Origin of the sequence: Acinetobacter sp. AR_0276 (assembly GCF_003000705.1) — a bacterium.
In the GTDB taxonomy this organism is placed as follows: Bacteria; Pseudomonadota; Gammaproteobacteria; order Pseudomonadales; family Moraxellaceae; genus Acinetobacter; species Acinetobacter nosocomialis.
This window is the reverse complement of the sequence record NZ_PSQO01000004.1, coordinates 2,163,739-2,178,412: the sequence shown is the minus strand read 5'-3', so window position 1 is coordinate 2,178,412 and position 14,674 is coordinate 2,163,739. Positions and strand designations below refer to the sequence as shown.

Annotated in this window: 14 protein-coding genes; 5 read left to right on the top strand and 9 right to left on the bottom strand. The window is 38.5% G+C overall.

Going from position 1 to position 14,674, the window contains the following annotated elements; all coding sequences use genetic code 11:
• Positions 1 to 52: 52 nt before the first annotated feature.
• The 5 genes from CSB87_RS11250 to CSB87_RS11230 form a co-directional block, all read right to left on the bottom strand.
• A complete protein-coding gene (locus CSB87_RS11250) occupies positions 53 to 847 on the bottom strand; it encodes a thioesterase family protein (RefSeq protein WP_004710852.1) in 795 nt (264 codons plus the stop codon).
• Between the two features lie 120 nt (positions 848 to 967).
• Positions 968 to 2,767, bottom strand: a complete 1,800-nt coding sequence (uvrC, locus tag CSB87_RS11245; RefSeq protein WP_031952267.1) for an excinuclease ABC subunit UvrC — start codon at positions 2,765 to 2,767, stop codon at positions 968 to 970.
• Between the two features lie 133 nt (positions 2,768 to 2,900).
• Positions 2,901 to 3,431, bottom strand: a complete 531-nt coding sequence (locus tag CSB87_RS11240) for a CHAP domain-containing protein (protein ID WP_002157041.1) — start codon at positions 3,429 to 3,431, stop codon at positions 2,901 to 2,903.
• 561 nt (positions 3,432 to 3,992) lie between these two features.
• The gene (locus tag CSB87_RS11235; RefSeq protein WP_125305425.1) at positions 3,993 to 4,835 is read right to left on the bottom strand and encodes an IS3 family transposase; all 843 of its coding nucleotides are present in this window, start codon (positions 4,833 to 4,835) and stop codon (positions 3,993 to 3,995) included.
• Between the two features lie 32 nt (positions 4,836 to 4,867).
• The gene (locus CSB87_RS11230; RefSeq protein ID WP_004886316.1) at positions 4,868 to 5,377 is read right to left on the bottom strand and encodes a helix-turn-helix domain-containing protein; all 510 of its coding nucleotides are present in this window, start codon (positions 5,375 to 5,377) and stop codon (positions 4,868 to 4,870) included.
• Positions 5,378 to 5,781: 404 nt separating this feature from the next.
• Here CSB87_RS11230 and CSB87_RS11225 point away from each other — a divergent pair, with 404 nt between their 5' ends.
• Positions 5,782 to 6,066, top strand: a complete 285-nt coding sequence (locus tag CSB87_RS11225; protein WP_025465670.1) for a hypothetical protein — start codon at positions 5,782 to 5,784, stop codon at positions 6,064 to 6,066.
• Between the two features lie 172 nt (positions 6,067 to 6,238).
• Here CSB87_RS11225 and lpxO read toward each other — a convergent pair whose 3' ends face one another.
• Positions 6,239 to 7,153, bottom strand: a complete 915-nt coding sequence (lpxO, locus tag CSB87_RS11220; protein WP_004699120.1) for a lipid A hydroxylase LpxO — start codon at positions 7,151 to 7,153, stop codon at positions 6,239 to 6,241.
• A gap of 573 nt (positions 7,154 to 7,726) precedes the next feature.
• On the opposite strand from lpxO, the gene fadB reads away from it, so the two are divergent.
• Together fadB and fadA are read left to right on the top strand one after the other, a co-directional pair.
• The gene (gene fadB / locus CSB87_RS11210) at positions 7,727 to 9,880 is read left to right on the top strand and encodes a fatty acid oxidation complex subunit alpha FadB (protein ID WP_002156941.1); all 2,154 of its coding nucleotides are present in this window, start codon (positions 7,727 to 7,729) and stop codon (positions 9,878 to 9,880) included.
• A 12-nt stretch (positions 9,881 to 9,892) separates the two neighbouring features.
• Positions 9,893 to 11,065 (top strand): acetyl-CoA C-acyltransferase FadA, encoded by a 1,173-nt coding sequence (gene fadA / locus CSB87_RS11205; protein WP_002157046.1) that lies wholly within the window; start codon positions 9,893 to 9,895, stop codon positions 11,063 to 11,065.
• Between the two features lie 47 nt (positions 11,066 to 11,112).
• Here the strand turns inward: fadA and CSB87_RS11200 are convergent, their stop codons facing one another.
• Both CSB87_RS11200 and CSB87_RS11195 read right to left on the bottom strand, forming a co-directional pair.
• The gene (locus CSB87_RS11200; protein ID WP_002156995.1) at positions 11,113 to 11,604 is read right to left on the bottom strand and encodes a hypothetical protein; all 492 of its coding nucleotides are present in this window, start codon (positions 11,602 to 11,604) and stop codon (positions 11,113 to 11,115) included.
• 238 nt (positions 11,605 to 11,842) lie between these two features.
• Positions 11,843 to 12,490 carry an RBBP9/YdeN family alpha/beta hydrolase gene (locus CSB87_RS11195; RefSeq protein ID WP_068791410.1) on the bottom strand — a complete coding sequence of 216 codons (648 nt, stop codon included), beginning with the start codon at positions 12,488 to 12,490 and terminating at the stop codon, positions 11,843 to 11,845.
• A gap of 71 nt (positions 12,491 to 12,561) precedes the next feature.
• Between CSB87_RS11195 and CSB87_RS11190 the strand changes: the two genes are divergently transcribed.
• The gene (locus tag CSB87_RS11190; RefSeq protein ID WP_006580936.1) at positions 12,562 to 12,930 is read left to right on the top strand and encodes a MerR family transcriptional regulator; all 369 of its coding nucleotides are present in this window, start codon (positions 12,562 to 12,564) and stop codon (positions 12,928 to 12,930) included.
• 18 nt (positions 12,931 to 12,948) lie between these two features.
• On the opposite strand, the gene CSB87_RS11185 is transcribed toward CSB87_RS11190, so the two are convergent.
• Positions 12,949 to 13,707 (bottom strand): hypothetical protein, encoded by a 759-nt coding sequence (locus CSB87_RS11185; RefSeq protein ID WP_002156981.1) that lies wholly within the window; start codon positions 13,705 to 13,707, stop codon positions 12,949 to 12,951.
• A 177-nt stretch (positions 13,708 to 13,884) separates the two neighbouring features.
• Here CSB87_RS11185 and CSB87_RS11180 point away from each other — a divergent pair, with 177 nt between their 5' ends.
• Positions 13,885 to 14,595 (top strand): DsbA family oxidoreductase, encoded by a 711-nt coding sequence (locus CSB87_RS11180; RefSeq protein ID WP_031952259.1) that lies wholly within the window; start codon positions 13,885 to 13,887, stop codon positions 14,593 to 14,595.
• The last annotated feature ends 79 nt before the right edge of the window (positions 14,596 to 14,674 follow it).

The following is a 14,674-nucleotide window of genomic DNA, read 5'->3' as shown; positions in this document are numbered from 1 at the left end:
TATCTGTAACAGCCACTTTATACGAAATAAGTGAATCGAGAAAGTAGATTGCTTAGGTAAATACCGTAACAGTTTGCCGCAAGATTGCAATTAAATGATCATTTTGATCCCAAAGATATGCATATTCTGTGGAATAACCCTCAGCTGCATATTCAGTCGTGACTTTATATTTAAACCAGTCGCACAACTGATGCTGAACTGGATGAACATAAGTAATGTGCCATGTTAAAGAGCTTGCTGGCGCAACTTGCTTAAACATTGGCAATACACCCGGCGGCCAAATATCCATAAGTACAATCAAATCAGGTAATGTCATTTGACGATTTTCATGTTGTTCTGGTGAGAACCTTGACCAACCACCAAAGTCAGGATGCCCACTTGCCGTTACCGGATAATTACCCTCAGCCCAACAGACTTCAAAATGCTGAAAGCATTCCGGCATATGTTTCGCAAAAGGAATGACGGTTAAATTTTCTGGTTGTACATAAGCAGGTGCTATGGGTTCTTGTTTTACCTCAATACTCGACACACGAGACACGCCAAAACTTGCAACCAAAATCGTTTGAACTGCATTATCTTGCCATAAACGTGCTTCAAGCGTAGTGACTGACTTTCCTTCTCTTAAAACTTCAATAGTCAATCGGGCAGCACCTTGTTGTACAGGTCCTACAAAAGTAACACTACAACTTAACAGCCTTTTATTTGAATCTTGAATATAGGAACATGCCTTTTGCATTAATAACCCAGCAACAAGGCCCCCAAAAACGGTGCGGCCCTGTAACCATCCTGCGGGTATATCAATCCATTCATTTTGTTTTACATCTTCCCATAGTTGTAATAACGACATTCCTATCCCTAAATCATGCGTATGATTAAGAAATATCTTTCATCATTTTGACCAACATGTGAATGATCATTCAGCTATTAATTTACGAGCGCTTTTGTCACTCACATAAGTAAGACATGACTACTCATGCAAAATTTTATAAATCGTTCTTGCCATCACTTCACCCAAGCCCGGCACGACTGTCAGTTCTTTTTCAGATGCTTTTAACACCCCTTGAATTCCACCAAAATGTGTTAATAAATCTCGACGGCGTTTAGGTCCTAAGCCCGGAATGGCCTCTAAAACTGAAGTACTACGGCGTTTGTCGCGTTTAGCGCGGTGTTTGGTAATGGCAAAACGGTGAGCTTCATCACGCACCTGTTGAATCAAATGTAGTGCCTTGTTATCTTCAGGTAACTGGATTTTTGTGCCATCAGTAAAATGAAGCGTTTCAAGGCCCGGTTTACGTCCCTCACCTTTTGAAACACCAATCATGAAAGCATCAAGTCCAAGATCTTGCATAACTTCCATAGCCATATGGAGCTGGCCTTTACCACCATCAATTAATAGTAAATCCGGCAACATTGCCTTTTTATAACGACGTGTTAAAGCTTGTCGCATCGCAGCGTAATCATCGCCTGCGGTAATATCTTGAATGGCAAATTGTCGATAATCCCGTTTACGTGCACCGCCTTGGTCAAACACCACACACGATGCAATAGGCGCTTCACCCATGGTATGGCTAATATCAAAACACTCAATACGATCGATCGGACGGCCAACCACCTGCTCAAGTTGGTGGAAACGCTCATTAAGTTCTAAATGATTACTCAACTGCCCTTTAATCGCATGTTGAACATTCATTTCGGCAAGTTCTAACCATTCGGCACGTGTTTCTCGCACATTGCTCTTAATCTGGACTTTCTTTCCAAACTGCTGTGCTAAAGCTTCTTCCAACTCTTTACGGTCAGGTAAGGCAGTATTCACAATCAGTTCGCTTGGTACTTCATCGGCAACCTGAAAGTAAAAGTTTGCCATGAAGTCACTTAGCATTTGACCAAGGTCATCGCCCAACATGTCAGGGAAATAACTTTTGCCGCCTAACATACGACCATTACGCACATGCATAATCTGCACACATGTCACTCCAGCCTGATAGGCAATGGCTAAAATATCCGCCTCACCTTTCACTTTGAAAACAGCTTGCTGTGCCTGTACTTCACGGAGCAAAGACAAACGGTCTCGATAAAAAACAGCTTTTTCAAATTCAAGATCTGCCGCTGCCTGCTCCATTTTCGCAATCAGTTCTTGATTTAATTCTTTGGTATCACCTTGTAAGAAGCGAATACTGTTATTGACGTCTTCTTTGTAATCTTCTGGTGAGACTAAGCCTACACATGGGGCCGAGCAACGTTTGATTTGATATTGCAAACATGGACGCTTGCGCTGTGAGAAGTAAGTATTTTCACATTGGCGCACATTAAAAAGCTTTTGTAAAACCAGTAAGGTATCTCGGGCACTATAAGCACTTGGATACGGGCCAAAGAACTTCCCGATTTGGTGCTTACCTTTGCCACGTCCACTGGCAATTCGCGGATAAGGTTTATCTGCCGATACAAAGATATAAACGTATGACTTATCGTCACGCAGCATAATGTTATAAGGCGGACGATGTTGCTTAATTAAGTTTTGTTCTAAAAGCAGCGCTTCAGTTTCTGAACGCGTAACGAGCGTTTCAATATCATAAATTCGTGCAACTAAAGCCTGAGTTTTCGGATGCTCAATAGTTTTGACAAAATAACTCGATACCCGATTTTTTAGGTTTTTAGCTTTACCCACATATAACAACTCTCCCTCTTTCCCTAGCATCTTATAAACGCCTGGAAGTTGGGTCAGGTTAGCTAAAATTTTTTCAATATGGGAACGAGCGTTTTGATTCACTATTGGCATACATGGCTTAATATTGAATACCTAATGTGATGTTTTCACCCTTACTTTTCAAGTGCTTTACTGTGGCAGAACCTAAATTTGAAAACACATCATGAATCAGCCCGACAATATGTGTCGTACTACCTTAAGAATCGAGGCGATAGTAACTATATTTCACGTCTTTTTCTTTATAGACCGCATAGGTTTTTTGACGAAAATCTGAGAACCAACCATTACCCGTATAGCCAGCAATGTGTCCGTAGGTATGACCACTGGTGCGTTCAATAATATAGATATCCCCTTCTTGAGGACGGTTAAATGCCGGTTTGATTTTCTTATAGCCGTTCTTTTCTAAGGTATGTCCCCAGTCAGATGCAGCTACTGGATGCTTGGAAACATCTGCACCTGCTGCTTGTAGAGCAATACGGATATTCTTGGCACATTTCTCTTTGCTGTGCTTTGCTGACATGCTTTCAAGTTTGCTTGAGAACTTATGTAGATCAATGTTTTGATCTTCTACTTTATGTCTTTTAGAAGTCGTTCGGCCATGCTTTTTAGTCTCAGCAGAAGCTTTGTTTAACATCGCTTTCGTTTTTAAGTCACCCTGAGAACTTTCTTCTTTTCTCAATTTAATATGGTGAACATGTGCATGAGCTACGTGATGAGCATGAGCCATTTTGAAACCTACTTCCGCTAATCAGTCTTCGAAAAAACGGAGCAATTGTAGAATCAAAATTATGCGTTGGCTTTTAATAGTTGTAACAAATTGCCAGCACTGTGAAATGAGTCACAAAATGAATTTATCGTTTTTATTTTATAAAAAAATACCCTTTCTGGCCCTTTAATCTTTCTATAAATATTGAGGCAAAGATATCCTCTTATAAAAGCAAAATACTTAGCTACAAACAATCAATCAAATTCATTTCAACCGACCAAACACTTATATAAAACTTCAGATTAATTAGAAATTTTAAATATTATAAATATTTCCCTAAATAATATTTAAAATGAAAAAATTTAATAAAAATAAATCACATTTATTTTAAATAAAAATCCTTTTTAATAATTGACGCTTTTCATTTTAACTATTATTATCTCGTTGCTGGCCTACATTGCCAGTCGGTTTTAGCAGACCGTAATCTATGGCGGGTTATAGTACAATCTATAAGTCGTTAGACCCTTGCGTCCCCTTTTCTTTGCGGTAGGATGATCTGACCCCATAAAGTTGGACAGTTAGTTAAGCAGTTTTTATAAACTGGTTTCTATATTGTACCGGGGATAAACCTTGTAGCTTCACCTTGATTCTCTCATGATTATAATAATGAATGTATTCTCGTATCGTTTTCTCTAATTCATCAATTGATTGAAATTTTTCTCCATGAAAGCATTCCGATTTTAATATTCCAAAGAAGCTTTCTATTACAGCATTATCTAAGCAATTTCCTTTACGAGACATACTTTGAATTAAACCATGTTGCTTTAATTGCTGTTGGTAATGAGCCATTTGATATTGCCATCCTTGATCTGAATGGAGAATTGGTTTCTCATGTCGCTTAAGTTTAGCTAAGGCATGAATGAGCATATCTTTCACTAACTCATAATTGAGTTTACGTTGGATCCGGAAAGTAATAATTTCCCCATTAAACAAATCTATAATTGGTGATAGATAAAGTTTTTCACCGTTAACATTAAATTCCGTCACATCAGTTGCCCATTTCTGGTTGGGATGGTTCGCTTTAAATTGCCGTTGCATAATGTTATCAGCCACCGTCCCGACACAACCACTTTTATATGAGCGATATTTCAATGCTCTGATACGTGATTTAAGTCCCATGGTTTTCATAAGGCGATATACACATTTATGGTTGATTATTATTCCTGTACTTTTCAGGGCAAGAGTAATTCTACGATAGCCATAGCATCCCTTATGCTTGTGATATATGGACTTAATCTGCTGTTTTAACTCAGTATATTTGTCATTAGAGCGTACAGCTTTCATGTGATAGAAATAAGTACTACGAGCAATCTTTGCAATACTGAGTAAGAGTTTTAATGGATAAATTTGCCTTAATTCTGAAATAACCTGAACAGTGTCTGCAGTACAAAGTGTATTTAAGTACGTTGCTTCAGTTTTAAGGCTTTTAGCTTTTTTAAAAAGGCAACCTCTGCTCGTAAAGCAGTCACTTCATCAATGAGCTCCTGTTGAGATTTATCTTTGTCTTCTTTTATAGGTTTAGTTATTTTGGTTTTATGTTGTTTAACCATATTGGTATAAATCCTCGTAGTATTAAACCCGGCAATCCCTTCTTTATGATACTGAGCGAGCCACCTTCTTAAAATTGACGTCCCGCTCAGATTTAACCGTCTTCTAACTTCTCTTACCGGTATCTTATCAAGAAGCATTTGTACAGCCTTGATTTTAAATTCGGAAGAGTAGTAGGTTTTTTTAGTTTTAACATTCAGGCCATCTTCACCTTGTGCCTTATAGTTTTCAATCCATAAGCGGATGGTTTGGAGATCAACATTAAATTCTTGTGAAAGGATTTTATATCCTTTACTTCCATCTAAATAAGCTTGAATGACTTTTAATTTTAACTCTTTTGAATGCTTCGGAATTGGCATAGGGCACACCTCATAAGTTTAAAAAGTCTAACTTATGGGGTGCAGTTCAGGACGGGAGGGGGACGCCCTGTGCGTGCTGGTCCCATAGATTCCAGTCTGCTAACCCCCTTTCGTTCTACCACCCTAATTAATTCGCGGTAATCTGGTGGTAGGACTCCATTTTTTAAGGAGTTGGCCATGCCATTATTCAAACTTGTTTTCCCTCTAATTTAATTATTTTATTTATTTAAAATTTGGTTTTATGCCTTATTTTTATATCTATAAATTATTTTTATTTTAAAAATTTTAATCATTTTATTTTCCTGTTTTTTAGGAGGATTAATTATTAACTAAAATTTATTTTAACCATTTAAACCTATTATATTTTTATTCTACTCATAGATATAAATCATTATGAGAATAATATGAAAACTTATAAATCTATTTTAACTTTTAGTTTAGTTCTAGGTAGCTTGGGTATTTCGGGTTGCAATTTACACACTCAGCAGGAGTTTGAAAAAATTTGCTTGTCAGGTGGGCATAGCGAGGCCAGTTGTGACTGTATTTACCAGCAACTTGAAAAAGCTTATTCCCCGAAAATGATGCAACGCCTAGAACATGTCAGTTTGCAAAGTCCTGTTCTCCCACGGGACTTTGCCCCTACTTTTTTGAGCACCATACAGCGATGTGACAAAAGTAGTCTGGGCTAAGCGTTGGCTCAGCTCTTTATCTCTGTGTCACAATGGTTGATTACTTTAAATCAGCGCAAAAAATTAAAGTATGTTGTGGCACAGAGGCCTCCCAGAAACTTTCCACAAAAAAACCACACTCGAAAGTGTGGCTTAATTCAATCACGCAGAATTTTTATTTCGGGCGCTTTAATTAAAATACATATGGTCGAACAAAAATCAGGAAGAAAATCCCAAGCATGAGGAACCACTTCAAGAAGTAATACAACTTACGGTTTTTAGCTTTTAATGCTTTAGCTTTAATACGAATTTGGTAAACATAACCAAAGGCTTTATTTAAGCCCCCTGTTTGGTCACCTGTTTCATTCGGTGAACTTGCCGCAGTCATTACGTTACGGCCAAACCAATGGTTGAAACGTTCCATCCATTTCACTTTCATCGGACGCTCAACGTCCGCGAAGAAGATAATACGGTTTTGATCAGTCTTATTTTCAGCATAGTGAATATAAGTTTCATCAAATACAACACTTTGACCGTCACGCCAAGAGTATCTTTCACCATCTACATCAATAAAACAACGGTCATCATTTGGAGTAATCAGGCCCAAATGATAACGGAGTGACCCCGCATATGGATCACGGTGTCTGACCAAACGGCTGTCAGGAGCAAGCTCTGTAAACATTGCCGCTTTAATCGTTGGTAATGTTTTGAGTAAAGCCGTTGTTTTTGGGCAAAGCTCAGCAGCTGAAGGATGACTTGATTCATACCACTTGAGGTAAAAACGTTTCCATCCTGTTTTAAAGAACGAGTTAAACCCTAAGTCATTGTAGGTACTCGATGCTTTAATCCCACCTTGGTCATATAAAGCTTTCGCTTCGTCTCGAATCATTTCCCAATTTTCATCTAACACTTTTAAATCTTTAAAGTGTTGAGTGTCGATATAAGGCTGATTCGGTACCTTTGAAAAGATGTACATTAAAAAGTTAATCGGTGCGAGCAAGGTTGAATGGTCAAAAAATTGACGATAAAACGAGTGACGCACTTTGCCGCGATGTTGGATATACAATGCAGATATTACAAAAATCGCTAATACGATCCACTTAATCATATTGCTACTCTTTCAAAAGTTTAGGGCAACATTACCTTAATTTTCGAAGGTAATAGTAGCCAGAAGAATATTTAATTGGCGCAAATTTTAGCAAAATTGACTTATAAAAAGCGAATGTAAAAAATTAAACAGCATATTTCGGAACATTAAGTACTTTAATATAAAAAATAGTACGTAAATTTTTGTGGTTCTAATTCATTAGAAAATTGTGACTTTATAGTCGGTTTTTTCAGTCATTACACCAGAACAATTGACCTTTTTGACAAGAAGTGAAAGGAATAAAATTCACATTTTTTATATAAAGAATTAAAGATTTATACTTTTTATAATTAAAAACTTAAATTAAAACAAAAACCTCTAACCAATAGCTATCTCTATGATTTTCTTTATGCATTTAAGTGGTATGAATTCAACAAAAAATAAGATGACCCTTGCGTCACGGCTTGATACAACTTGTCGGGTTCTTTTTAGATATAGTTATCGTAAGATTAGCGAAGCATAAATGTGTACCGGAGCTGTACACACGCTTCATAACATCAACTTAGAAATCCTCCAAAACTAAGGAGATCAGGCATGATCCACGCTGGCAATGCCATTACCGTCCAAATGCTTGCGGACGGAATTGCAGAATTCCGCTTTGACTTACAAGGTGAGTCGGTCAATAAATTTAACCGTGCAACAATTGAAGATTTCAAAGCTGCTATCGCGGCTGTAAAAGCTAATAACGATATTAAAGGCTTAGTCGTAACTTCTGGTAAATCTACATTTATTGTAGGTGCAGATATTACCGAGTTTGGTGAAAACTTCGCACAAGGCGAAAAAGCGATTGTTGACTGGCTTATGCCTGTTCACGAAATCTTCAATAGCTTTGAAGATTTAGACCTTCCAAAAGTTGCTGCTATTAACGGCATGGCTTTGGGCGGTGGTTTTGAAATGTGTTTAGTTTGTGACTATCGCGTGATGTCAGAAGCTGCACAAGTCGGTTTACCAGAAATCAAACTCGGTATTTACCCTGGTTTCGGTGGTAGTGTTCGTTTAAGCCGTCTTATTGGTATCGATAACGCGGTTGAATGGATGGCAATGGCTGCTCCTAAAAAACCAGCTGCTGCGCTTAAAGATGGTGCTGTAGATGCTGTTGTAGCTGCTGACAAATTACTTGATGCTGCAACTGACTTGGTTAAACAAGCAATTTCTGGTCGTTTAAACTGGAAAGCAAAACGCCAAGAGAAACTTGAAGCTGTAAAATTGAATCCGCTTGAACAAATGATGGCGTTCAACACAGCAAAAGGTGCGGTACTTGCTAAAGCAAATCCTGCTCAATACCCTGCTCCAAAACTATTACTTGATTCATTACAAGCTGGTGCAAGCCTTGCACGTGATGAAGCATTAAAAGCTGAAGCTGAAGGTTTTGCTAAAGCAGCAATTACTCCACAAGCTGGCGCATTGATTGGTCTATTCATTAATGACCAAGTTGTTAAAAAAGCATCTAAACAACATGAAAAAGGTGCTCACCCTGTAAACCAAGCAGCTGTACTTGGCGCTGGTATTATGGGTGGTGGTATTGCTTACCAAGCAGCAAGCAAAGGCACTCCAATCATCATGAAGGATATTGGTAACCCACAACTTGCACTAGGTATGTCAGAAGCTAACAACTTGTTAACTAAGCAAGTTGAACGCAAGAAAATGAAGCCTGCACAAATGGGTGAAACGCTTGCTCGCATCCGTCCTACTTTAAGCTACGAAGAGTTTAAAGAAGTCGACATCGTGATCGAAGCGGTAACTGAAAATCCAAAAGTTAAAGAAATTGTACTTGCAGAAACTGAGAAAAATGTTCGTGAAAACACGATCATTGCTTCTAACACTTCTACAATTTCAATTACACGTTTGGCAAAAGCATTACAACGTCCTGAAAACTTTGTTGGTATGCACTTCTTCAACCCAGTTCACATGATGCCGCTTGTAGAAGTTATTCGTGGTGAAAAGACTTCTGAAGAAGCAATTGCAACGACAGTCGTTCTTGCTCAAAAAATGGGTAAAACACCAATCGTTGTAAACGACTGCCCAGGGTTCTTGGTTAACCGTGTATTGTTCCCTTACTTCGGTGCATTTGACCTTCTTGTAAAAGACGGCGCAGATTTCCAACAAATCGACAATGTAATGTCTAAGTTTGGTTGGCCAATGGGCCCTGCTTACCTGATCGATGTTGTAGGTATTGATACAGGTGTGCATGGTGCAGAAGTAATGGCTGAAGGTTTCCCTGACCGTATGAAGCCAGACTACAAAGGCGCAATCCAAGCAATGTATGAAGCGAAGCGTCTTGGTCAAAAGAATGACGTAGGTTTCTACAAATACGAACTCGACAAGAAAGGCAAGAAAGCAAAAACTGTTGATCCAACAGCGTATGAAGTGATTGCTCCGTTCGTAACTGGCGAAAAACGCGAATTTGATAACCAAGAAATCATTGACCGTATGATGCTTGCTTTCTGTAACGAAACAGTTCGTTGCTTGGAAGACAAGATTGTAGCAACTGCATCTGAAGCAGACATGGCAATGATTATGGGTGTAGGTTTCCCTCCATTCCGTGGTGGTCCATGCCGTTACATCGACCAAACAGGTGTTGCTGAATACGTTGCACTTTGCGATAAATATGCACACTTAGGTAAGGCTTATGAAGCGCCGCAAATGTTGCGCGACATGGCTGCTAACAATAAAAAATTCTACGGTTAAGGAGCGACGTGAATGGCTACTTTAAATCCACGTGACGTTGTGATTGTTGATGGCGTTCGTTCTGCCATGGGCAAATCTAAAAACGGTATGTTCCGTAATGTACGTGCCGACAGTTTATCTGCTGAACTTGTACGTGCGCTCGTTGCCCGTAACCAGTTTGATGTAAACGAAGTTGAAGACCTGATCTGGGGCTGTGTAAACCAGACTCTAGAACAAGGTATGAACATTGGCCGTAACATCGGTTTATTGGCTGACTTGCCTAAAACTGTTGCTGGTCAAACAGTGAACCGTCTTTGTGGTTCGTCTATGCAGGCAATCCACACTGCCGCAGCACAAATTGCGACTAACCAAGGTGACATCTTCATTATTGGTGGTGTAGAGCACATGGGCCATGTAGGTATGATGCACGGCATCGACCTTAACCCAGAAGCATCTAAACACTATGCAAAAGCATCTAACATGATGGGCTTAACTGCTGAAATGTTAGGTCGTATGAACGGCATTACTCGTGAAGAACAAGATGCGTTCGGTGTTGAATCTCACCGCCGTGCTTGGGCTGCAACTCAGGAAGGTCGTTTCAAAAATGAAATCGTTGGTGTTGAAGGCCACGATGCAAATGGTTTCAAAATCCTTTGCGACATCGACGAAGTGATTCGTCCAGATGCAAACCTTGAAGCATTCAAAGCATTAAAACCTGTATTTGACCCTAAAGGTGGTTCAGTAACAGCAGCAACTTCTTCTGCTCTTTCTGACGGTGCTTCTGCAATGTTGCTTATGTCTGCTGAACGTGCACAAGCATTAGGTTTAAAACCACGTGCTGTAATTCGCTCTATGGCAGTAGCAGGCTGTGACGCAGCAATCATGGGTTACGGCCCAGTTCCAGCGACTCAAAAAGCGCTTAAGCGTGCTGGCTTATCAATTGCTGATATTCAGACTGTTGAGTTAAATGAAGCATTTGCTGCACAAGGCTTGTCTGTTCTTAAGGGCTTAGGTCTTTATGACAAACAAGACATCGTGAACTTAAATGGTGGTGCAATCGCACTTGGTCACCCACTAGGCTGTTCTGGTGCACGTATTACAACTACGTTGTTGAACGTGATGGAACAACAAGATACTCAAATTGGTCTTGCGACTATGTGTATCGGCCTTGGTCAAGGTATTGCAACCATTATCGAACGTGTTTAATTAACACCAAGATAAAAAAATCCCCGCTCAATGCGGGGATTTTTATTTTATCGGCCTTTTAAACCATCTTGGATTTGTTGCTGTAATTTCAAAATATCATCTAAATTTACTTTCATCGTACCTTCACGATAAGCATCGACATTACTTCGGTTAATGTTCAACGGCTTTAACATTTCAAAAAGACCATTGGTTGGGTCAGAAGACTGAATCCCACCCGCTACAGCTAGAATATATTCTCGTAAAAATGGAGAAAGTTGTGAGAGATCAGGCTGCGCCATAACGGGCTGATAATCTATGGTCGTCATCCCTTCTGGGACTAAAGCATTCTGTATATCGTTATGTATTTTATATTCATGGTGTTGTAGTGCTTGGCGTACCTTCTTATCTTCTTGAAACGGCACAAAGCCCACCTCATCACGTAGCTCAGATTCAGCCATAACGCGAATAGTGGGTAAAGTCGTTACTTCTTCTGCCTGAACAGTTGGTAAACCCATAAAAGCAAATGCAGCGATTAAAGCTGATTGTTTTAGAAAGTTCATAACTAGCTCCAAAAAATCAGTCATCCTGTTTCAATCAAAAGATGAAGATTCAAATAAAGGTCTCTATAAATAGGCTACAACAAACTGCTTTTTGATTCAGTAAGGCTCAGATAAACGGTAAATATAATTAAAATTTTTAATGTAATAGTAAGGGACTTTCTTAATAAAAAGCTGAATAGAAAAACCACCCTATAAATGAGTTATAACCATTTATAGGGTGAGATTTATCTTATAGATTTTATTTATTTTCTAATATTTCTTTTAAAGAGTCGACCAATTGAGGAAATGCCGTATAACCTTCCCGACCTAAAAAGTGCCCGCCATTAGGAACAGTAATGTACGGCGCATCAATATCCTTAGCCAATTGAATCGTTAAGTGTGGTGGAACCAAATCATCATTATCAGATAAATACACCAACTTTTTCTTTATGCTCTTAAAATAATTGGTGTCGACTTTGCTCTTTGTTATATAAGCTGTGAGAGGGGAAGAATCTGCAATTGGTCCAGAGAATCCGGATACTAAAATCATTCCTCCAATATTTTTATAATCATGTCTTTGCAAAAAGTGCAGTAAGGTAATGACACCCAAACTATGTGCCACAAAATAAGTATTTTCATTAACCTCTGGTATCTGTTCATCTAAAACCTTCTGCCAAGCATCTACATTGGGATGCTCAGAATCTGGAAATGGTATTAAAGTAACAGAGGTATTTTCGTCTTCTATTTGATTTTTTAGGTCCAAGAACCAGTGATCATGTATAGAAGCCGAATAACCGTGAAGTACAAATATTTGACGCATGTTCTTCTCCTGATGTTCCAGTGTTTTGGTATTTGCAGCAAATGATATCAATCCGAATAACACCAATAAAATGAGTTTTCTGATCATTGAACAAGTACCATTTTGAAAGATAAAAACATGCTAAACTATGACACCACTGTTAAGGTCAAGCCTATTTTATGAACCTAGCTAAAGTCGCTGAGCTTACAAAAGTTAGTCCGCGTATGCTGCGTTATTATGAAAGTTTAGGGCTAATACAACCGCATCGAGCAAGTAATAACTATCGAAGTTATACGCAAAAAGATATTGAAAATATTAAGAAAATTAAAATATTAAATGATGCGGGTATGACACTAAAAGACATTCAGGTGTTATTACCATGTTTTGATTTAGATGAAAGGGTATTTACGCTTTGCCCTATTGTTCAAGAAAAGCTACAAACAGAGCTGATGCATGTATCGGAGCAGTTAAACAAACTACAAACTTCTCAAAGTTTATTACAATCTTTCTTGATAAAAGGCAAAGCTGAGAGCACCAATACATCATGATTGATGCTCATGCTGTAATTATTCTTCTAACTCATTTTCTAAAGCAGCCACGTTCTTTTTCTTAATACTTTCAATTTTTGCATTAAGCTTTAAGACATGTTGGTAAAGCTCGTTAAATTTTTTAACTTGAGCATTTTCATGAAAAAGAATCATATGGTCTTTCTTTTGCCACGAATAGTTTTTTAGAAGTTTAAACATTTGCTCTGCGTCATCTAAAATTTGCAGCTCAATCATAAAAATCGTATGGTCTTGATCAGCCTTTTGCTGAGTTCCCAATTTCATTTCAAGAAGTTGTCTGGTATCTGCATCAACAGATAATTCCTGTATTTTAGCGAGAAAGATTTTATGAATTTTTTCATATTCAGATTGGTATTTATCTGAAGCTTTTCGAACGTCAGCCAACATCTTTTCTGTTTCAGCATATTTTTGTTTTTTATCAATATCCAAACGGTCAACATTTAAAAAAGTATCCCATTTTGCAGCCTTTAATTCTCTTAAGTATTCATTACGCGCATTTACATTTTGAACCCAATAACTTAAAAGAAATTCTGAGACTTGCTTATAGTGCCCTGCGAGCCGTTTATCATGAATATCGAGTTGTACAGGTTTAGACCAATCTTGAGCCTGTTCATAAAGTTCACTCATTTTTTCATTCATCACCACATCGAACATTTGGCTACTGTCTTTAGCTTGTTGCTGTTTAATATGTTGATAGGAAAAAAAGACAATACCTGCAATTACCACCAAACCTGCAATCGCAATCAAAATTCGGCGCATACACACCTCCTATTTCCATTCTTATAGTTTTGCTCTTTATAGTTATAAGATAGAGCTCTTACTTCTTTATATGTCATTTATTTCACAATACGCAACACTCTATTCGCTATTCAATGCTTTAAATCCTTGTACATCATCCCTATTATGATGGGTAATTAAAATTTATGAGATTCTCCCATGCGTGTTGATGTCTGGTCTGATGTAGTTTGTCCTTTTTGTTACATCGGCAAAAAACGCCTTGAGCATGTCGCGGCTGAAGCTGGCATTGAACTTGATATTCATTGGCATAGTTTCGAGTTAGATCCGAATGCACCAGCGACACATGACACTTCAAATACTGAGCGTTTAGCGAAAAAATATGGTCGTACCTATGAAGAGATGGAAGAAATGGAGCGCAACATTGCGGCCATGGCTGCCTCTGAAGGAATCGACTTCCAATGGCAAAAAGCCAACTCAGGCAATAGCTTTAACGCTCACCGTATTATTCACCTAGCTCAAAGTAAAGGCTTAGGTAACGAAGCAAAAGAAGCCTTTTTTCACGCTTATATGACTGAAGGTTTAGCTATTGGCAAACGCGAAGTCGTAGAAGAAATCGCTTCTCGTATTGGCTTAGATAATGCCGAAGTTGAATATGTACTCGATACAAATGAATTGGCTGACTTTGTTCGTCATGACGAAAAGATTGCGCATGAGCAACTTAATGTAACAGGCGTACCATTCTTTGTATTTGATCAAAGAATTGCGCTTGCAGGCGCACAACCTCGTGAAGTGTTTTTACAAGTCTTAGAACAAGCACAGCTCAAGGCAAATGCTGAAGAAATCGAGCAAGATGATGCTGCTGTTTGTAATGATGAAACATGTGATATTCCACAAAATAAACAGTCTTAATTGCAAAGTGTGAACAAATCGTATGTTTTATCATCGTTTTAGCAATAGAGCGTTCTAAAAAAAGAACTATTCAATTGCT

Coding starts and splice junctions, on each gene's coding strand:
- CSB87_RS11230 (WP_004886316.1), bottom strand. CDS start 5,377: ATGCCAATTCCGAAGCATTCAAAAGAGTTAAAATTAAAAGTCATTCAA.
- CSB87_RS11200 (WP_002156995.1), bottom strand. CDS start 11,604: ATGAACTTTCTAAAACAATCAGCTTTAATCGCTGCATTTGCTTTTATG.
- CSB87_RS11195 (WP_068791410.1), bottom strand. CDS start 12,490: ATGATCAGAAAACTCATTTTATTGGTGTTATTCGGATTGATATCATTT.
- fadB (WP_002156941.1), top strand. CDS start 7,727: ATGATCCACGCTGGCAATGCCATTACCGTCCAAATGCTTGCGGACGGA.
- CSB87_RS11180 (WP_031952259.1), top strand. CDS start 13,885: ATGCGTGTTGATGTCTGGTCTGATGTAGTTTGTCCTTTTTGTTACATC.
- CSB87_RS11225 (WP_025465670.1), top strand. CDS start 5,782: ATGAAAACTTATAAATCTATTTTAACTTTTAGTTTAGTTCTAGGTAGC.
- CSB87_RS11250 (WP_004710852.1), bottom strand. CDS start 847: ATGTCGTTATTACAACTATGGGAAGATGTAAAACAAAATGAATGGATT.
- CSB87_RS11240 (WP_002157041.1), bottom strand. CDS start 3,431: ATGGCTCATGCTCATCACGTAGCTCATGCACATGTTCACCATATTAAA.
- CSB87_RS11185 (WP_002156981.1), bottom strand. CDS start 13,707: ATGCGCCGAATTTTGATTGCGATTGCAGGTTTGGTGGTAATTGCAGGT.
- CSB87_RS11190 (WP_006580936.1), top strand. CDS start 12,562: ATGAACCTAGCTAAAGTCGCTGAGCTTACAAAAGTTAGTCCGCGTATG.
- fadA (WP_002157046.1), top strand. CDS start 9,893: ATGGCTACTTTAAATCCACGTGACGTTGTGATTGTTGATGGCGTTCGT.
- lpxO (WP_004699120.1), bottom strand. CDS start 7,153: ATGATTAAGTGGATCGTATTAGCGATTTTTGTAATATCTGCATTGTAT.